This is a genomic window from Phaeovulum sp., from assembly GCF_030684035.1.
Taxonomy (GTDB): Bacteria; Pseudomonadota; Alphaproteobacteria; order Rhodobacterales; family Rhodobacteraceae; genus UBA6213.
The window spans coordinates 22,816-40,937 of the sequence record NZ_JAUXPI010000044.1 but is presented as its reverse complement, the minus strand read 5'-3'; the positions used below and the strand labels follow the sequence as shown (position 1 = coordinate 40,937).

Below are 18,122 nucleotides of genomic sequence, written 5' to 3'. Positions count from 1 at the left end.
AAACTCGGGATGGCGCGCGATCCACGCCTGCAACCGGAGGCGCAAGGGCTGTTTGATGATTGCCTTGCGGTCTGGCTGATCAATCTGCCGCGTGCGATTGCGCGGCGCGAGACCATGCAGGGCCAGCTTGATGCGACCGGGATAACCTACTCCATTATTGACGGAGTCGACGGCAACGCTGAGGCGGCCGGAATCGCGCAGCATGTCGATGAAGCCGCCTTTATGCGCAACACCGGCCGACGCATCCTTTGGGGCGGGATCGGCTGCTATCTCTCGCATCTTCAAGTCTGGCGCGCATTTCTTGCGACCGACAAGCCTGTGGCGCTGGTGATCGAGGATGACGCGGTTCTGCACGACGATTTCTGCGAGGCGGTGACGCTTGCACTTCAGGTCCGTCCGCTTTGGGATGTTCTGAAACTCAGCCGGGGCATGGCTGCGCTGCCGATCCGGCAAGGCTTTGTCGGCCGCTATGCGCTCAATGCCTATCTCGGGCCAACTACCGGTACCAGCGCCTATCTGATCAACCGTGCGACGGCAGAGCAGCTATTGCAGAAAATGCTGCCGATCACCCGCCCCACCGACCACGAGTTGGGCCGCTTTTTCGCGCATGATTTCCGCCTGCTCGGGATGGAACCGTTTCCAAGCCATCCCGACCGGTCCCTCGAAAGTCTGATAACCGGGGCCCTGCCCTACCGCCATTTCAAGTTTTCGCGGCACAAACGGCTTTATCACTACTGTCTCAGGGCTACGAATTATCTGCGCAGGTTCCTCTATCTTGCCCGCCACGGCATGATCTGGCCGCAGCGAAAACAGCTGGCGGAAAATACCAGCCACAAGTCGGCTGAGCGTGCCAAGGCATGACCACTTCGCCGCCCGACGAGACGTCGCAGGCCGCCACGCCCGCAACCGACGAGCCACTGGAAAGGCTTGCGCGCTTTGCTTTCGACTGGGCCGACACGCTCTGCGAGCCCGATCATGGCTGCGGCCCCTACCATCGCGCCTGGAGCATGATCCGCCTGCTGACCAAGAACAGCGCGCTGCCCGCAGGCGGGGCGTTCATTGCCGATGGCCTTCACCGCGCGGCCTCTGGCGGGCGGTGCCGCGTGCTGCTGGCAGGGGCCGCCGACACCGGGCTTGTCGCGCTGGTGCTGAACGCGCTTCGCGCGCAGGAGATCGAGCCCGAGATCGTTCTGGCCGATCGCTGCGCAACAACGATCGAGCAGAACCGGCTTTTCGCGCGCCATCTGGGCATGCGCTTCGAGCTGCACCGTTGCGATATATCCGCGCTCACATGCCGCCCGGTCGATGCCGTGGTCATGCACAGCTTTCTCAACTTTCTGCCGGTGCCCGCGCGGCAGGCAATGATCGACGCGCTGGCGCGCGCGCTGCGGCCGGGCGGGTTGCTGATCGCGCATCAACGCCTCGACGTGGGCCGCCGCAAGCATGACCCCCAACCCATCAAGGAAAATCGCGCCCTGCTGGAAAGCGCCGCGCGCGCGCGCGGCTACCCGGACCCGCTTGCGCGCGCCATCGGCGCGGCGGGGGCGGATTTCTGGTCCAATAGCTTCGCGCATGCGCCGACACCCGAGGCCGAATTTCTCGTGCTGCTGGCAAATGCCGGGTTCAACCTCATTTCGCTGTCGCGGCCGCAGGCGGCGGCGACCAGTTCGCCGATCTTCATCGCCGGCCAATCGCGCGAAACTCCGCAGGCGGCAATCCTCGCCGAGCGCATGCCGCCGCGCTAGAAAATCCCGGCAAGCAAAGCGAAGAAAGCCGGGCGCGGCAACCGCAGCATTGCGATCTGGTCCAGATACTTCGCCACCGCCAGGCCCGTCGCCGCGGCAACCAGAGCGGCAATCAGAAGCCTGCCGGGCCTGCCCTGCGACCCTGCCGAGAGCCAGACACCGACCATCGCAGCAATTGCGATCGGCGGGCCGAGCAACCAGACCGCCACCGGCTGAAGCCCCAGCAGCAGCAGCGGAAGCCTGTGCGCCTTCGCAATGATGGGCGGTTCGGTCGGCGCGCCCGTCTCTCGGCTGCGCAAGAACGACCGGCTGCCAGCGAGCGCGATCACGCCAAGCACGACAACCCCCGACCAGACGATGAGCTGTGCATAGCCCGAATAGGCCGCCCCGCCGCGCAGGCTTACCAACGCGAACACCCCGGCAGCCGCCAGCAGCGGCACCGCGAAGGCAGGCTCGGAAAGGCTTGGCGCAGGCCGCTTTGCGCGTACGCTGAAACGCCGCGACATCCACCAGACCGAAAGCAGAATGATCGCCGCGATCACCCAGGCCGCAGGCCGCTCTTGCGGGGCAATCCTGCCGTAACTGAACAATTGCAGCGAAAGATTGAGGTTGCTCTCGATGAAACCGCCCAGAACAAAGGCAATCACGAATGGCACGCGGGGCCAACCGAACTGCTTGAAGAAATACCCAAGCATTCCGAAGCCAACCGCTGCATAAAGATCAACGAGCAGCCCGTTCAGTTGAACCACCGTCACCAGACTTGCAACCAGCATCGGCAGAGCCACCCGGTCGATCCGCAACCGGGTAAGCCGGGCAAGCGATGGCGCCAGCGCCACACCCAGAAGCGAGGTCAGGATGTTCGACAGGAGCAGCGCGAATATGAGCGTGTAGGTGAACGACAGGTCGGTTGTAAGCATCGGCGTACCGGGCACGAATCCATGAATGCCGAGCACTGTGAGCAAGATCACCCCGCCCTCGCTGCCCGGCAATCCAAGCGCCAGAACCGGCAGCAACGACCCGCCATCCTTGGCGTCCACCGCCGCCTCGGGGGCAATCACGCCACGGATATCACCTTTGCCAAACCGGCTCCGGTCGCCAGCACTCTGCACCGCGTGGCCATAGGCCACAAAACTCGCCACCGTTCCGCCGACGCCAGGGATCACGCCGACCAATGTTCCGATCACCGCCGAGCGGATAGTGAGACCCCAGTGGCGAAACACCGCCAGCACACCTTGCCGCGTGGAATCGCCCGCCTCCGGCCCCGGCGCTATGGCCTTCACCTCATAGCTGCGCCGCCAGGAAATGATTTCGGCAAGCGTGAAAAAGCCCAGAAACATCGCCACCGTGTTGAACCCATCGAACAGCTCGAAGTTGCCGAAGGTCCAGCGCGGGCGGCTCGTTTCCGGGTCTGCGCCGACCATCGCAAGGATCAGCCCGAGCAGGGTCACCGCAACGGCCCGGATCGGCGAATTGCTGGGCACGGCGATGATCGTCGAGAGCCCCCAAACCCCCAGAAGGAACTTCTCAAGCGGGCCGAACTGCAGCAGCAATGGTTGAACGAATGGCAGAATTGCGATCAGCACCAGCACCCCGAAAACCGATCCCAGCGCCGACGCGGTGGCCGCACATGCGATTGCCGTGCGGGCACGCCCCCCGCGCGCCATTGGATAGCCATCGAGCAACACCGCCGCGCTGGAGGCATTTCCCGGAATATTGAACAGGATCGCGGTGATCGAGCCCATGAATGTGGCCCCGCCCGTAAGCGCGCCAAACAGCAGCAGCACCGAAACCGGGTCCCATGTCAGCGTTGCTGCAATTGCAACCGCCGCAACGCTCGCCCCGCCGATCCCTGGCAAAAACGACGGGATCATTGCCAGTATCGTGCCCAGAACCGGGATCAGGATGTTTGGCCAGGACAGGACATTGAATATCCCGAGGCCGAGGGGTGAAATCAGGTCTCCCAATCGCTTTTCCCGCTCACCTTCTCAGGGTTTCATCTCGGCCCTGAACTGGTCAAATAGCGGTGCGGCTTCGGCAAGGGCGGCAATGGTGCGGACCACGAGCGCTTCGGCGTCCCTGGCGGTCATCGGGCTTACCGGGCGCCCGACCGCTTCGGCGGCCTGCCGGAAAGCGTCGCTCATGAGCGTGGTTTCGGTTGCGGCGGCAAGACAGGCAAACGCCGCAGGGCGCAAGGAAGCCGAAGCAAAGAGCGCCCTCGACCCGGTTGACAGGTTGACCGCCTGTCGCGCCAGCGCCTGCAATTCGGCACGTTCAGCCTCGGGTAGGGAGGCGCTGCGCTGCCAGACTATACCGCCTTCGCCCGCGAGGTACGGCGCGTCGGGAACCGCCGGATATGCGCCCTCTGAAAGCACCATCAGGATTTCGAGGTCGCTCGATGCGGCGGTCTTTCTGGCTGTCGTCAAGGATGCCGGCGCAAAATCTGTCTCGCCCCGCATCACCGCGGCAGTAGTATCTGCCGACCCCGAATAGCCCGATACAACGCGCGCTTGGAGCCGCATGGCCAATGCCGCAAGGTTGATGCCGGCGAAGTTCGCTTCGGCGGAACTGGCGGATGCCACCAACTCCCGCGTCTCGGGTGAACCGAGGTCAATGCCAGCGCGGCCGATCCACGCGTCGGGGTCGGTATGCATGACGCCCAGAATCCGGACCGAACCATAGCTCAACGCGTTGTCGCCAAGTGCCAGCATCGAAAGCACATCGATGGTGCTGTCGATCAGCATCACCAACTCATCGGCACCGGCCTCGGCCACCGATACCAGCGCCGCCCGCCCGCCACCGCCGCTGTTATAGGAAATGCGCACACTGCTGCCGCTCGCTTGTTCCAGAACCGGGGCAATGCTGCGCGCGTAAAGGTCGTACCCGCCGCCCGGCGCGTTCGGCACGATGATGGTGATCCGCTGGCCCCGGAACAGTTCGGCGCATTCCGCCGTTGCTGGAGTTTGCGCAGATCCCGATTGCGCAGCCAGAGTTGCAAGCATCGCGGCAGAGGCCATGAGATTGAAAATGCGCAAGATCAGCTCCTGTGTCAGTGATCCGGTTAGCCCGGAGAAAGCTCGCATCCGGTCCCCTGGGTTGCAAGCCTCAAACGCAGCGCTTGCCGCGAAACCGAAACCCGGCTGCCGCTGTCCGCGCGCCGCATCTTGCCGCTCAAGGGGGGGGGGAAGTGGTGCCCAGAGCCGGAATCGAACCAGCGACACGCGGATTTTCAGTCCGCTGCTCTACCAACTGAGCTATCTGGGCACCATGCGAGGCGCAGGGCGCTTCGGGTGCGCGTTTCCTAGACGAGCGGGCCGGGCCTGTCCAGAGGCTTTCGGGCAAAAGTTGCCCGCGCCCGGGTCAGTGCACGGGCGCTTCGGGGTCGGCGTCGGCGGGCGGCGGGTTCTCGTCATCAACCGCTTCGCCGGGGATCGCGTAAGACCCGGTCAGCCAGCGCCCGAGGTCCACGTCGGCGCAGCGGCGCGAGCAGAAGGGTTTGTAGGCCACCACAGCAGGCTTGCCGCAGATCGGGCAGTCATCCATTTCACGCGCCCCCCAGAATAGCCGCCAGTGGCACGCGGTCACGCTTGCGGCTCAGCTCGAAATTGCCAAGCGGGGTCCAGCCTGCAAGGCTGGTTTCGGCCGCCTCCCCCTTGAACGCGGCGCGCAATTGCTGTTCCAGCGTGGCGCGGTCTTTCTTGGCCATCGGCGCGAAATCGATGGTGATCTGGCCGCCAAGCCCGCGCAGGCGCAACTGGCGCGGCAATTCGCGGGCCGCGGCAATATTGGCTTTGAGGGCCGCGGCGGGCGAATGGTCGGAGCCGGTATTGACATCGACCGCAACCAGAGCGCGGGTCGGCTCGATCTGCATATGCGCCCCGATCGGCAGAGCCACGCGCGGGGTCAGAAGCGCTGCGAGCGCTGCCTCCACGCCATGCGCCTCCATTGCGCCGGGGGCGTCGGCCACCTCGTCGGGTGCAGGTTCGGCCCAGTCGCGCCAGGCTTCCTCATGCGGGCCGGGGGCGTCGAACAACAGCTCCGGCTCGCCCTCCAGGTCGGCCAGCACCGCCTCGGCAAGCGCCCGCATCTGGGCAATGTCGGCGGCAATTTCCTCTGCCTCGGCCGCCTCACAGGCCGATCGCAGGATCAGCCCCGCGGTGCTGCCCGCCATCGCCGCCGCCGCTATTTCGGCAAGCCGCGCCCGGGTTTCGGCCTCGCAGATGCGGCGCGAAACGTTGAGGCCGGGTACATCCGGGGTGATGATCGCGTAGCGGCTTTTGAACAAAAGCCGCGCGCTCACCGGCACCGCCTTGCCGGGCTCGGCACCCGCCGAGACCTGCACCAGCACCGCTTGCCCCGGCGCGAGCCCCCCGGTTTCGCGCAAAAAGCCTTTCTCGCCACCGGGCAGGCGCAGGAACACCCCGCCCTGGCCTTTCATCTGCCGGTCCACCACCCCGCGGAGTATCGCGCCGGGCGCAAGTGGCACCGCCGCGCCCGGATCGATCAGCAGATCTTCCAGCCGCCCGTCCACCAGCAGCGCCGCCGCCTCGCGGCCACGCAGCACACCCAGAATGACCACGCGCCCCTTCATGCACCCTCCACCGGGTAGCCCGCCGCCCGCAACAGGTTCACGGTTTCGGCAAGCGGCAAGCCGACGACCGCCGAGAACGAGCCTTGCAGCCACGGAATGAACGCCCCGGCACGGCCCTGAATGCCGTAAGCCCCGGCCTTGCCATGCCATTCGCCGCTGGCAAGGTAGGCGTTCACTTCCGGGTTCGACAGCGGCTTGAATTTCACCGTGGTATCTACCACCCGCTCCCACAACCGCGCGCCACGGCGCACCACCACGGCGGTCAGCACATGGTGCCGTCGGCCGGAAAGCGCCCAGAGAAACTCGGCCGCCTCGCCCGCATCCGAAGGCTTGCCCAGAATGCGCCGACCTACCGCCACCGTGGTATCGGCGCACAGCAGCACCTCGCCCTCGGCCAGCGGTACCGCCGCGGCCTTGGCGCGCGCAATGCGCAGCACATAGGCGCGCGGGGTTTCACCGCGCCGAGATGTCTCGTCAATGTCAGGGGTGCGGAACGCATCGGGCACAATGCCCAGCTGCGCCAGAAGTTCCGCGCGGCGCGGGCTGGCAGAGCCGAGAACCAGTTTCACTTGAAACGGTAGTTGATGCGGCCCTTTGACAGATCGTAGGTGTTCATTTCCACCTGCACCTTGTCGCCCGCCAGCACGCGGATGCGGTTCTTGCGCATCTTTCCCGCCATATGCGCGATGATTTCATGGCCGTTTTCAAGCTCGACCCGAAACGTCGCGTTCGGCAGGAGTTCCTTCACGACGCCGGGGAATTCGAGCATTTCTTCCTTGGCCATGGTCACTCCGGTAAGATCCAGCCCGCCAAAGCCGCGGGCGCGCCCTAAATGCGCCGGGCGCGCAGGTTTTTCAAGGCATAACTGGCAGGTGCGGGCAATTGCCGGTCTGGCTTCAGGCCGAAGCATCGGGCGGCGCGCCGAAGCGCTCGACCATCCGCGCCAGGATCTGGTCACGGGTCTTGCGGTAGGCGGCAAGTTTGGCCTCGCGCCCCTCGCCCAGCCCGGTCGGATCGAGGATCGGCCAGTATTCGACATCGAGGTGAAAGAACCGCGTCAGTTCCAGCGCCCGCCGCTGACTGGCAGGCGACAGCGCAACCACCAGATCAAAGCCCGAAAGGTCGTCGCCCCAATCCTGCATCTCGTCGAACGAGCGCACCCGGTGGCGGCCAAGCTCCACCCCGATTTCCTGGCATACGGAAATGGCAAAGCCGTCGGTCTCCAGCTCGTTCTTCACCCCGACGGACTGAACATAGACCGCCTTGCCGTAGAGTTTTTTCATGATGCCCTCGGCCATCGGCGAGCGCGTCGAATTGTGGTCGCAGCAAAACAGCACCGAGTGCGGCAGCTTGCCCAAGGCTCAGGCTCCCGGTGCCAGAACGCAGATCAGCGTGAACAGTCGCCGTGCGGTCGCCCGGTCAAGTTCGGCCTTGCCCGCAAGCCGCTCGATCAGCACCTCGGCACCTTCGTTGTGAATGCCGCGCCGTGCCATGTCGATGGCCTCGATCTGGCTTGGCGGCAGCCGCTTCACCGCATCAAAATAGCTCTCGCAGATCTGAAAATAGTCCTTGACCACTTGTCGAAAGGGCCCGAGCGAAAGGTGAAACTCGGCCAGCCGCTCGCCCGCCTCATTTGAGGCTTCCACCACCAGGCGGCCTTCGCGGATCGCCAGACCAAGGCAAAACGGCCCCGTAGGTGCCGCAGCACCACCGCGACCCGGCAAGGAGAAACTGTTCTCCTCGAGCAGATCGAATATCGCCACCTTGCGCTCCTGCGCGATTTGCGGCGTCGGTGGCGGCAGGCCCTGGTCGTCGATCTCGATCCGGCAGATGCAGTTGGTCGGTGTCATCCCGGCTCCCCGTTCAGCCTCTGAAGCCGTGCCAGAACGCTCAGCCCGTGCGCCTCAAGGCTTTCCGACCGCGCCAACCGCGCCGCGGCAGGGCCGATTGCGGCTAGCGCCGCAGGGGTCATCCGCGCCAGCGTGGTGCGCTTGAGAAAGTCGAATACCGAAAGGCCCGATGAAAACCGTGCCGACCGCGCCGTGGGCAGCACATGGTTCGGCCCGCCGACATAATCGCCAATTGCCTCGGGCGTGTAGGCCCCAAGGAATATCGCACCCGCGTGCCGCACCCTCGCGGCCAGCGCCTCGGGGTCTGCCACGCAAAGCTCCAGATGCTCGGGCGCGATACGGTCGCTGAGCGCCGCCGCCTCGTTCAGATCGCGCACCACGATCACCGCGCCATAATCGCGCCAGCTTGCCCCGGCAATCGCCCGCCGCTCCAGCGTTTGCAGGTGCCGCTCGACCGCCGCGGTGACAGCCTGCCCGAAATCCGCGTCGTCGGTGATGAGGATCGCCTGCGCGCTTTCATCGTGCTCGGCCTGGCTCAAGAGGTCGAGCGCGATCCAGTCGGGGTCATTCGCAGCATCGGCGATGACCAGAATCTCCGAAGGCCCGGCGATCATGTCGATGCCGACCTTGCCGAAAACCCGCCGCTTTGCCGCTGCCACATAGGCGTTGCCCGGCCCGGTGATCTTGTCCACCGCCGCAATCGTCGCGGTGCCGTAGGCGAGCGCCGCAATCGCCTGCGCGCCGCCGATCCGGTAAACGGTATCGACCCCGGCAATCTTGGCTGCCGCCAGCACCAGCGGGTTCACCACCCCGCCCGGCGTCGGGCAGGCGATGACCAGCCGCTCCACCCCCGCCACCCGCGCCGGAATCGCGTTCATCAGCACCGATGACGGGTAGCTTGCCAGCCCACCGGGCACATAAAGCCCGGCCGCCGCAACCGGGGTGAAGCGCCATCCCAGTTCGGCCCCCACCGCATCGGTCCAGAGCGCATCGGCGGGCATCTGGCGGGCGTGATAGGCGCGGATCCGCTCTGCGGCCAGTTCCAGTGCATCCCGGTCCGCGGCCGAGACCTTGGCCACCTCGGCGGCAATCTCGGCAGGCGAAAAGGCGAGCGTCGCCGGGGTCAGGCGCAACCGGTCAAAGCGCTCGGTCAGGTCCAGCACCGCCGCGTCGCCGCGCGCGCGCACCTCTGCAATGATTGCCGCCACGGCCGCGTCGACATCGGGCGCGTCCTCGCGCTTCATCCCCAGAAGCGCCAGAAAACGGGCCTCGAACCCTGGCTCGAGCGTGGAAAGATACTGCGGCATCGGGCGCTCCCTGCTTGCACTCCCCGATTAAGGCCTTCGCGCCCGCCCCGCAAGCGCCGCAACGCAGCAAGGCGCTTCTGACCTGCCACTGAACTTTCTCAAGCCACGACCGGAGCCCGGCCGGCGCGGGTCGAGCAATCGCCCGGAGCGAGGAGCGGTAATCTCGTGCAGCGGGGGGGCGATTGCGTCGGCCAGATGCAGCGCGAACCCGGCGGGGGTCTTGCATCCCAAAGCTGAGTGCGGGCGTTGCCTACCGGAACCTGTTCAGACCAACCGCAGCCACCTCTAGACGATATGGACCTGAACACCGGCGACATTCTGGAAGGCGTCACGCTGGAAGAAAAGGGCCGCGAGATGTTCGAACAGTTCATCCGCGTCGCCTCGGGCGAGGTCACGAAGTCGGAGGCACTCGGTTTTGGCGGGGCAGAGTTCGTGCCGTGGCAGATCGGCGCGGTGATGTGATGCGGCGGATGGCGATGATGATCGGGCTAAGGCCGGAAAAAGTGGCGGAATACAAGGCGCTGCACACAGAGGTTTGGCCGGGCGTGCTGGCGCGGATTTCCGCCGCCAATATCCGCAACTATACGATCTTCCTGCGCGAACCCGAGAATATCCTGTTTGGCAAATGGGAATATCACGGGCAGAATTACGCCGCCGACATGGCCGCGATCGCCGCCGATCCGGTGACGCAGAGCTGGTGGAAGCTGACCGATCCCTGCCAGATCCCACTGGAAAGCCGCGCCGCCGGGGATTGGTGGGCGATGATGGAGGAGGTGTTTCACCATTACTGACAGGCTTGCAGGCAAGCACGCGCTGGTGACGGCGGCAGGGCAGGGAATAGGCCGGGCCTCGGCATTGGCCATGGCGCGCGCGGGGGCGCATGTCATTGCCACCGATGTCAACCCGGCGGTGCCGGAAAGCCTTGGTGCCGAGGGGCTCGAGACAATGCCCCTCAACGTGCGCGACCCGGCCGCGATCGCGGCCGCTGTCGCGGCGGCTGGTCCGGTTGACGTGCTGTTCAACTGCGCGGGCTTCGTGGCCAATGGCACGATCCTCGAATGTGACGAGGATCAATGGGCCTTTTCGTTCGATCTGAACCTGACCGCGAAGTACCGGATGTGCCGCGCCTTTCTGCCCGGCATGCTGGCCCGGGGCGGCGGGTCGATCATCAACATGGCCTCGGTCGCCTCGTCGGTGATCGCGGCACCCAACCGCTTTGTCTATGGCGCAACCAAGGCGGGGGTGATCGGGCTGACCAAGGCGATTGCCGCCGATTTCATCACCCGCGGTGTGCGGGCCAACGCCATCTGCCCCGGCACGGTCGAAAGCGCCTCGCTTGAGGATCGGCTGCGCGCCACCGGCGATTACGCGGCCGCGCGCATGGCATTCATCGCCCGCCAGCCTATCGGCCGCATCGGTCGGCCCGAAGAGATTGCGGCGCTGGCGGTTTATCTTGCATCCGACGAGTCGTCCTATACCACGGGCGTTGCCCATGTGATCGACGGCGGCTGGTCCAATACCTGAGGAAACCCATGAAACTTCTGCGCCATGGCCCGGCCGGGGCCGAAAAACCCGGCTTGATGCATGACGATGGCACGATCCGCGATCTGTCGGGGGTGGTTCCCGATATCGCTGGCGCGGTCCTGTCGGACACGGGGCTCGCGGCAATCCGCGCTGCCAACCCGGCGGACCTGCCGGTGGTCTCTGCCCAAACGCGGCTGGGGCCTTGCGTCGGCGGCACCGGCAAGTTCATCTGCATCGGCCTGAATTACGCGGACCACGCCGCCGAAAGCGGCATGGCCGTACCGCCCGAACCGGTGATCTTCATGAAAGCCACCTCGGCCATTTGTGGTCCCAACGACCCGGTGATCATCCCGCGTGGATCGGAAAAGACCGACTGGGAGGTGGAACTGGCTGTCATCATCGGCACCAAGGCCAAATATGTGACGGAGGCCGAGGCGATGTCCCATGTCGCGGGCTTTGCCGTGACCAATGACGTCTCGGAACGTGCCTTTCAGATTGAGCGCGCGGGCCAGTGGACCAAGGGCAAAAGCTGCGACAACTTTGGCCCGCTTGGACCTTGGCTGGTGACCCGCGACGCAGTGGCCGATCCGCAGGACCTGGCGATGTGGCTGAAGGTCAGCGGTCAGACCATGCAGAACGGTTCTACCCGGACGATGGTCTATGGCGTGGCCCATCTGGTCAGCTACCTGAGCCAGTTCATGACGCTGCACCCTGGTGACGTGATTTCGACCGGCACCCCGCCCGGCGTGGGGCTGGGCCAGAAGCCACCGCGCTATCTGAAGGCGGGCGACGTGATCGAACTGGGTATCGAGGGGCTCGGCCAGCAGCGGCAGGAAGTGATCGCCGATTGAGCGCAGCTTGATGCCGCGTCGCGTGATGCGGCAGCGACCAAAAGCGGCGCGCATGGCGAAACCAAACCGGCCATGCCAGCAACGGCCTGACCCCTGCCCCATACCCTCCGCCACTTGCCCGCGTGAAAGCGTTCGCCCCGATCCGGCTTGGCCGAATTTTTCCGTTGTTTTCGGGGATGTTTTCGGGGGTTATGTATCGACCCGGCGAAATCTGCACCCCTTCGACCGCCACCCGAGCATCGACGTCCGGCAGCGCGCGCGCTGCGGCGGGATGGCAGGGCACAGCGGCAAGGAGAACGGAACGAAGCGCCTTGCCTGGCATGTCGGGGCTTTCGGCCGCGGCCTGTTCGACCAGGTGCAATCGAAGCGCCAGGTTTCCGGACAGCCGAAACCAGTTGGCGCGGCCTCGGGGCATCACAACCCCGCCAGATCCGCAGTCACCCCGTGAATGCCAGCCCCACTCCGCCGACCGCCGCAACGATGACTACTACCCAGGGCGGGGCCTTCCACGCCATCAGCAGGACGAAGCAGCCGAGCGCCAGCGCGAAGTCACGCAAGTCCCCAACGGCGCTGGTGAACACCGGCGAATAGAGCGCCGCACCGAGGATGCCGACAACAGCGGCGTTCGCGCCCTGCATCAGCGACTGCGCTCGTGCCATGGCGCGGAACCGGTCCCAGAACGGCAGGACACCGATCAGGATCAGGAAGCCGGGCAGGAACATTGCAAGCAGCGCGATGATCGCCCCTGCCACGCCGTTCGGCTCAGGCTCCTGCACCGCGCCCAGATAGGCGGCAAAGGTGAAGAGCGGACCCGGCACCGCCTGCGCCGCGCCGTATCCGGCGAGAAACTGGTCCGGCGTGACCCAGCCGGGTGCGACGACCTCAGCCTGCAACAGTGGCAGGACGACATGGCCGCCCCCGAACACCAGCGCCCCTGCGCGATAGAAGCTGTCGATCACCGCCAGCGACTGGCTTTGCCCAGCAATCAGCGGAAGCAGGAACAGAGCCGCGAAGAACGCGGCGAGCGCTGCGGCAGCCACCCTTCGCGATACCGGCATCGTGACATGCCCGCCAACCGGCGCACCCGTCCCGCGCCCCAGCGCCAGACCGGCAAGCGCGCCCAGCACGATTGCGCCGACCATCCCGAAAGCGCCCGGCCGAAACGCCAGCACGACCACCGCGCCGACAGCAATCGCGGCGCGCTCCCGGTCGGGGCAGAGATTCCTGGCCATGCCCCAGACGGCCTGCGCGACAATCGCCACCGCGACGATCTTCAGGCCGTTCAGGGTGCCCGTTCCTATGGGACCCGAAATAGACGCCGCCGTCATCGCAAAGACCAGCAACACCAGCGCCGAGGGCAGCGTGAAGGCGGTGAAGGCCGCAAGCGCCCCGAGCCAGCCCGCGCGCAGCATACCCATGGCAAAGCCAACCTGCGAGGAGGCCGGGCCGGGCAGGAACTGGCACAGCGCCACCAGATCGGCGTAGGCGCGATCGCTCAGCCATTTGCGGCGCGTGACCAGCTCATCGCGGAAATAGCCCAGATGCGCGATCGGCCCGCCGAACGAGGTCAGGCCGAGCTTGAAGAAGGCAGAAAAGACCTCGCCCGGAGTGCCCTGCGACGGTCTGGCCTCGGCCGCGTCGGTCGTGTCCGTCATTCCGCCCCTGCCTCGCCCTTCAGTTCCCGCAAACGAACCCGCGCGACCGCCAGACCTTCGCGCCCTTTTTCAGTGATCGTGTAGAAATTGCGCGACGTCCGTCCCTCGCGTTCGGTCTTGCTGGTCAGGTATCCGTCCCGCTCCAGCTTCGAGAGCATCGGATAGAGCGTGCCCGGCGACAGCCGGTAGCCGTGCCGCGCCAGTTCGTCGATCATCCACTGGCCATAGACCGGGTGCTGCGCCGCATGGTGCAGGATGTGCAACCGCACCAGCCCGGCAAGCAGATCATGATGCTCCATACGCTCGGGCAAGCTGTCATCTCCCGTTTTCGTTATCGACATTCGATAAATCATCCCGTATCTGTGCCGTCAATCCCCTCTGCCGGAGAGCGCGGTATCATGGATATCCTGTTCGTCGCGCTTATCGCTGTCCTCGCCTCCGGGCTCACGCTGTTTTCCGGCTTCGGCCTTGGCACGATCCTGATGCCGGCCTTCGCCCTACTGATGCCGGTCGAGGTGGCCGTCGGTGCCACGGCATTGGTTCATCTGGCCAACAACCTGTTCAAGCTGGCGCTCGTGGGGCGCAAGGCTGATGCACGGGTGCTCCTGCGCTTTGCGGTCCCTGCGGCACTGGCCGCCATTCTGGGCGCGTCGCTTCTGGTCCGGTTGTCCGATCTGCCGACGATCACGGCCTGGGCCGCTTTCGGCAACGAATACCGGATCGAGGCGCTGCCGCTGGCCATCGGCACGCTGATCATGATCTTTGCGCTGCTGGAACTTTCCCCGGCCTTTGCCCGGCTGAAATTCCCGGCGCGGTTACTCCCGCTGGGCGGGCTGACCTCGGGGTTCTTCGGCGGGCTTTCGGGCAATCAGGGCGCGTTCCGGACCGCCTTCCTGATCAAGGCGGGGCTTACCAAGGAGGCCTTCATCGCGACCGGGGTCGTGGCGGCGGTGATCGTCGATGCCACACGGCTGAGCGTCTATGGCCTGTCGCATCTCGCCCGCAACTTCGCAGCCCTGACGCCCGATGTCTGGACGGTGGTTGGCGTCGCCACCCTCAGCGCCTTTCTCGGGGCCTTCATCGGGTCGCGCATCCTGACCAAGGTCACGCTGCGCGGGGTTCAGATCACCGTCGCGCTCACGATGGTCGCGCTTGGTCTCGGGCTGGCCACCGGGCTTATCTGAAGGATTTCAAAGCGCGAAAACGGAAAAGCCCGGCTATACCCCATGCTTCCGGGGTTCGGTTAGTTATTCTCGCGCCCGCCCCGGCGTCTGCAATCGCCGTGCTTTCGAGCGTTCCTTTCCCGCTCCCCTTCCGGCCTTGGTCTCGGTGCTGCCGATCTGCATGTGCAATGGCCGCTGCGATCCACGAGAGGGGATATCGACCTTCAAGGTCTTCGCCCGGCGGCCGTGGGTGCTGAATTTGGGCACCGACCGGCCAAAGGCAGATCAGCCGCAGGGGTCCTCGACGAAGCCGCTCGTCTGGCGGAGAGCCTTGCCGAACCGTCCCTGTGCCCTTCACCTTTCACGGTCAGGCAGCTCTGGATCGCGTTCGTCGGGAAAACAGTCCCGCGGACTGATTCTGACCCTCCTCACCGCCGTAGTCGGGCTGGCGGCCACGCTTGCCGGTCGGCGGCCTCCCAAATCGTCTCGGCGTCGAACCAGATCGTCAGCGCGCCGCGCCGCTTGCGCGCTTCGTTGCAGGTTGGCAAGTTTCAGGTTTGGTGGGGGGGCGTGGGTGAGCCCATGCGATCCAGCTACCGCGCTGGGTTCATGGTGTGAAACCCTCACGGAATTTGTGCAGCAGCGCCAAACGACATCCACAATAATAGGGTCGGTGGCTGCTTTGCCGCCACCGCTGGCCTTCGCGCGGCTGGCGTGGTGGGGAAAAAGGCACCGAGATCAAATCTTTCAAGAGCCGCAGGGCAGAAAGCTGTTTCGGTCACCCGGCTGAATGCGGAGTGTGACCAACTTGGGTGGGATTCATGCCGTTTCCCACTTCCCCCGCCCGAAGCCGGTGCCTGATCGCCAACTTGCGCCCGCTGCCTGGCAGCGCGGCAATTTCGGCGACCCGTTCGGCATTGTCGCGCGCCAGGCTGCCGTCGGCATTCCAGAGGCTGTTTTCGAAGCCAACGCGCGCCTTGCCCCCAGCGGCAAAGGCCGCGGCAAGGCAGGCGGTTTCGGTCGGACCGAAGGCGCAGGCGGCCCAGTCGGCGGGCTCCGGCAGGCCCGCCAGCGCAGTGACAAATTCCGCCAGATCGGCCGGGTCGGAGACCTGCCCGGCGCTGTGGCGACCGAGCACGAACAGGCATTGCAGCCCCGCTCGCGGCATCGTGCCCCTGGCGATTTCGGCGGCAAGTGCCTGCACCTCGGTGGGGCGATAAAGGATATGCTGCACCGCCACGCCCGCCGCGGCCAGACCGTGGTAGAAACGGCGCGCTGCGGTGGTATCGCCATCAGACAGCATTTCCGCCAGCGCCACCGAGACGCCTTCGGGCCGCAGCCGGTCCAGCAGTGCGCGCTGCGCCGGGGGGGTGTAGCGCCCCGCCGCCTCGGTGGTGACCTGTACCGGCATCGCGGGCACCACGCGCGCCATTTCCGCGATCAGTTCGCCATAAAGCCCGGCGTCGAGCACATGTGCGCCGGTCATGTCGCGAACATGCGCGTGCAGTGCCCCTGCCCCGGCGGCATGGCTGGTCCGCGCCGCTTCGACGATCTCGGCAATTGTCACCGGCAGGGCCGGATGGTCGGTCTTGGAGCGCCGCGCGCCGTTCGGGGCCAGCATGATGCGCGGCAGGGTGGCAAGGCGGCCCAGGGTCATTTCAGCCCCTTCATGTTGCCGCAAGCGCGCGCCCGAGCGCAGCCGAAAGCTTGCCCACCAGTTCCTCGATCTCGGCATCCGCGATAATGAAGGGTGGTGCCAGCAGCACATGATCGCCACGCGCGCCGTCGATGGTGCCACCCATCGGGTAGCAGATCAGCCCGGCCTCAAGCGCCTCGGCCTTCAGCGTCGCATGCAGCCTGCGCGCTGGGTCGAAGGGGGAGCGGGTTTCGCGGTCTGCTACCAGTTCGAGACCGCGAAACAGGCCCCTGCCGCGGATATCACCAACATGCGGATGCTGCCCGAAAGCCGCGCGCAGCGCCGCATCAAGCTTGGCCCCCTGTGCACGCACCCGCTCCAGAAGTCCGCGCTCGAAGATCGCCTTAAGCACCGCATTGCCCGCCGTAGCCGCCATCGCGTGGCCCATATAGGTATGGCCGTGCTGAAAGAAGCCGCTGCCTGCCGCAATCGCCCCATAGATGCGCCCCTGCACCAGAAGTGCCCCGATCGGCTGATAGCCCGCACCCAACCCCTTGGCGATGGCGATCATGTCGGGCACCACGCCGTCTTCCTCGCAGGCAAAGAGGTAGCCGGTGCGCCCCATGCCGCACATCACCTCGTCAAGGATCAGCAAAACCCCGTGGCGGTCGCAGATTTCGCGGATGCGTTTCAGGTAGCCCGGCACCGCAGGCACCGCACCCATCGTGGCACCCACCACCGGCTCGGCCACGAAGGCCATCACGGTTTCGGGGCCAAGCACCATGATCTCGGCCTCCAGCTCGTCGGCAACGCGCCGGCCGTAGGCTTCGGGGGTCTCGCCCTCGGCCCGGTCGCGGTATTCATAGCAAGGCGCGATATGGCTGACCTCGACCAAGAGCGGCGCAAACTGCGCCCGCCGCCAGGCATTGCCGCCAGCGGCCAGCGCCCCCAGCGTGTTGCCATGGTAGCTTTGCCGCCGGGCAATGATCCTGTGCCGCTGTGGTTGGCCGATCTCCAGAAAATACTGCCGCGCCAGTTTCAGCGCCGCCTCGACCGCCTCGGACCCGCCCGAAACCAGATAGACCCGATCGAGGCCCTCGGGCGCATGCGCCACCAGCGTATCGGCCAGCGCCTCGGCGGGTTCCGAAGTGAAAAAGCCGGTGTGCGCGAAGGCCAGCCGGTCAAGCTGGGCGTGCAGAGCGGCGCGCACCCCGATGTCGGAATGGCCAAGGCACGACACCGCCGCCCCGCCGGAACCATCAAGGTAGCGCTTGCCCGCGGCGTCGATCAGATAGCAGCCATCACCCGCCACGGCGGCGGGAAGCACGCCCCTGGTTGACCGGCCGAATATATGGTTCGTCATGCAGATCAACCTCTCACGACATAGACGGACTGGCTGGCATGGCGGACCACCCGTGCGGCGTTCGGCCCGAGCAGATAATCCTTCAGTTTTGGCCGGTGCGCGCCGATCACGATCAGATCGACCGCGAGCTTGTCGGCGGCGCGCAGCACTTCGTCATAGATGGAGCCGTGCAGAACGTGCGGATGCGCCTCGACGTCGGGTGGCACATGCGCGCGCAGCCAGTCATTCAGCGCCACACCAAAGGCCGCCAGCGCCTTTTTCTCATAATCCCCGGCAAAGAATGCACCCACCTGCGCCATGCCGAAATCAGGCAGCACCGCCACCACATGCAGCTTGGCCGTGTAGAGCCGCGCCAGCGAAAGCGCCGCCTCAAGCGGGGCTTGCCAGCCCTTGTCGTCGGAAAGATCGATTGGCAGCAGGATTGATCGGATCATCATCTT

At 65.7% G+C, this 18,122-nt stretch carries 20 protein-coding genes, 1 tRNA gene and 2 pseudogenes; 7 read left to right on the top strand and 16 right to left on the bottom strand.

The genetic code is table 11. From position 1 onward, the window contains the following. Positions 1–9 precede the first annotated feature (9 nt). Positions 10–861 carry a glycosyltransferase family 25 protein gene (locus Q8J98_RS10155; protein WP_305294234.1) on the top strand — a complete coding sequence of 284 codons (852 nt, stop codon included), beginning with the start codon at positions 10–12 and terminating at the stop codon, positions 859–861. Beyond that, positions 858–1,745, top strand: a complete 888-nt coding sequence (locus tag Q8J98_RS10150; RefSeq protein WP_305294233.1) for a class I SAM-dependent methyltransferase — start codon at positions 858–860, stop codon at positions 1,743–1,745. The genes Q8J98_RS10155 and Q8J98_RS10150 overlap by 4 nt, the downstream gene beginning before the upstream one ends. Here the strand turns inward: Q8J98_RS10150 and Q8J98_RS10145 are convergent. The 10 genes from Q8J98_RS10145 to hisD all read right to left on the bottom strand — a co-directional run bounded on the left by Q8J98_RS10145 (position 1,742) and on the right by hisD (position 9,490). Further along, complete coding sequence (locus Q8J98_RS10145) at positions 1,742–3,709, bottom strand: tripartite tricarboxylate transporter permease (protein ID WP_305294231.1); 1,968 nt, start codon at positions 3,707–3,709, stop codon at positions 1,742–1,744. The genes Q8J98_RS10150 and Q8J98_RS10145 overlap by 4 nt on opposite strands. A 21-nt stretch (positions 3,710–3,730) precedes the next feature. Next, positions 3,731–4,777 (bottom strand): hypothetical protein, encoded by a 1,047-nt coding sequence (locus Q8J98_RS10140; protein ID WP_305294230.1) that lies wholly within the window; start codon positions 4,775–4,777, stop codon positions 3,731–3,733. 153 nt (positions 4,778–4,930) lie between these two features. Next, a tRNA-Phe gene (locus Q8J98_RS10135) sits at positions 4,931–5,006 on the bottom strand. Positions 5,007–5,102: 96 nt separating this feature from the next. After that, positions 5,103–5,285 carry a DNA gyrase inhibitor YacG gene (locus tag Q8J98_RS10130; RefSeq protein ID WP_305294229.1) on the bottom strand — a complete coding sequence of 61 codons (183 nt, stop codon included), beginning with the start codon at positions 5,283–5,285 and terminating at the stop codon, positions 5,103–5,105. Between the two features lies 1 nt (position 5,286). Beyond that, positions 5,287–6,333, bottom strand: a complete 1,047-nt coding sequence (locus Q8J98_RS10125; protein WP_305294228.1) for a ribonuclease E/G — start codon at positions 6,331–6,333, stop codon at positions 5,287–5,289. Next, positions 6,330–6,902 carry a nucleoside triphosphate pyrophosphatase gene (locus tag Q8J98_RS10120; protein WP_305294227.1) on the bottom strand — a complete coding sequence of 191 codons (573 nt, stop codon included), beginning with the start codon at positions 6,900–6,902 and terminating at the stop codon, positions 6,330–6,332. The genes Q8J98_RS10125 and Q8J98_RS10120 overlap by 4 nt, the downstream gene beginning before the upstream one ends. Next, positions 6,899–7,117 carry a translation initiation factor IF-1 gene (gene infA, locus Q8J98_RS10115; RefSeq protein WP_036636451.1) on the bottom strand — a complete coding sequence of 73 codons (219 nt, stop codon included), beginning with the start codon at positions 7,115–7,117 and terminating at the stop codon, positions 6,899–6,901. Before infA ends, Q8J98_RS10120 begins: the two co-directional genes overlap by 4 nt. A gap of 112 nt (positions 7,118–7,229) precedes the next feature. After that, positions 7,230–7,691: a low molecular weight phosphatase family protein gene (locus Q8J98_RS10110; RefSeq protein WP_305185073.1), complete on the bottom strand. Its 462-nt coding sequence runs from the start codon at positions 7,689–7,691 to the stop codon at positions 7,230–7,232. A 3-nt stretch (positions 7,692–7,694) separates the two neighbouring features. Next, entirely contained in the window at positions 7,695–8,183 is a 489-nt protein-coding gene (locus Q8J98_RS10105) for a UPF0262 family protein (protein WP_305294226.1), read from the bottom strand. Continuing rightward, complete coding sequence (gene hisD, locus Q8J98_RS10100) at positions 8,180–9,490, bottom strand: histidinol dehydrogenase (RefSeq protein WP_305294225.1); 1,311 nt, start codon at positions 9,488–9,490, stop codon at positions 8,180–8,182. The genes Q8J98_RS10105 and hisD overlap by 4 nt, the downstream gene beginning before the upstream one ends. A 288-nt stretch (positions 9,491–9,778) precedes the next feature. Here hisD and Q8J98_RS10095 point away from each other — a divergent pair. The 4 genes and pseudogenes from Q8J98_RS10095 to Q8J98_RS10080 form a co-directional block, all read left to right on the top strand. Continuing rightward, a pseudogene (locus tag Q8J98_RS10095) lies at positions 9,779–9,952 on the top strand (altronate dehydratase); the annotation flags it as partial. After that, on the top strand, positions 9,928–10,281 hold the full coding sequence (locus Q8J98_RS10090) for an L-rhamnose mutarotase (protein WP_305294224.1): 354 nt from the start codon (positions 9,928–9,930) through the stop codon (positions 10,279–10,281). The pseudogene Q8J98_RS10095 and the gene Q8J98_RS10090, both read left to right, overlap by 25 nt. After that, positions 10,274–11,014 (top strand): SDR family oxidoreductase, encoded by a 741-nt coding sequence (locus Q8J98_RS10085; protein WP_305294255.1) that lies wholly within the window; start codon positions 10,274–10,276, stop codon positions 11,012–11,014. Before Q8J98_RS10090 ends, Q8J98_RS10085 begins: the two co-directional genes overlap by 8 nt. Before the next feature lie 8 nt (positions 11,015–11,022). Further along, positions 11,023–11,865, top strand: a complete 843-nt coding sequence (locus Q8J98_RS10080; RefSeq protein WP_305294223.1) for a fumarylacetoacetate hydrolase family protein — start codon at positions 11,023–11,025, stop codon at positions 11,863–11,865. A gap of 437 nt (positions 11,866–12,302) precedes the next feature. Here Q8J98_RS10080 and chrA read toward each other — a convergent pair whose 3' ends face one another. Both chrA and Q8J98_RS10070 read right to left on the bottom strand, forming a co-directional pair. Next, positions 12,303–13,520 carry a chromate efflux transporter gene (gene chrA, locus Q8J98_RS10075; RefSeq protein ID WP_305294222.1) on the bottom strand — a complete coding sequence of 406 codons (1,218 nt, stop codon included), beginning with the start codon at positions 13,518–13,520 and terminating at the stop codon, positions 12,303–12,305. Continuing rightward, positions 13,517–13,819 (bottom strand): PadR family transcriptional regulator, encoded by a 303-nt coding sequence (locus Q8J98_RS10070; RefSeq protein ID WP_322214990.1) that lies wholly within the window; start codon positions 13,817–13,819, stop codon positions 13,517–13,519. The genes chrA and Q8J98_RS10070 overlap by 4 nt, the downstream gene beginning before the upstream one ends. 99 nt (positions 13,820–13,918) lie before the next feature. On the opposite strand from Q8J98_RS10070, the gene Q8J98_RS10065 reads away from it, so the two are divergent. After that, positions 13,919–14,704 (top strand): sulfite exporter TauE/SafE family protein, encoded by a 786-nt coding sequence (locus tag Q8J98_RS10065; protein WP_305294220.1) that lies wholly within the window; start codon positions 13,919–13,921, stop codon positions 14,702–14,704. A 68-nt stretch (positions 14,705–14,772) separates the two neighbouring features. On the opposite strand, the pseudogene Q8J98_RS10060 reads toward Q8J98_RS10065, so the two are convergent. The 4 genes and pseudogenes from Q8J98_RS10060 to Q8J98_RS10045 form a co-directional block, all read right to left on the bottom strand. After that, positions 14,773–15,231: pseudogene (locus Q8J98_RS10060) on the bottom strand (transposase); the annotation flags it as partial. Between the two features lie 230 nt (positions 15,232–15,461). Further along, on the bottom strand, positions 15,462–16,340 hold the full coding sequence (locus tag Q8J98_RS10055) for a 3-keto-5-aminohexanoate cleavage protein (protein ID WP_305294219.1): 879 nt from the start codon (positions 16,338–16,340) through the stop codon (positions 15,462–15,464). A 10-nt stretch (positions 16,341–16,350) separates the two neighbouring features. Then, positions 16,351–17,682 (bottom strand): aspartate aminotransferase family protein, encoded by a 1,332-nt coding sequence (locus Q8J98_RS10050; protein WP_305183916.1) that lies wholly within the window; start codon positions 17,680–17,682, stop codon positions 16,351–16,353. Positions 17,683–17,687: 5 nt separating this feature from the next. Next, positions 17,688–18,116 (bottom strand): universal stress protein, encoded by a 429-nt coding sequence (locus Q8J98_RS10045; protein ID WP_305183915.1) that lies wholly within the window; start codon positions 18,114–18,116, stop codon positions 17,688–17,690. Positions 18,117–18,122: the final 6 nt, after the last annotated feature.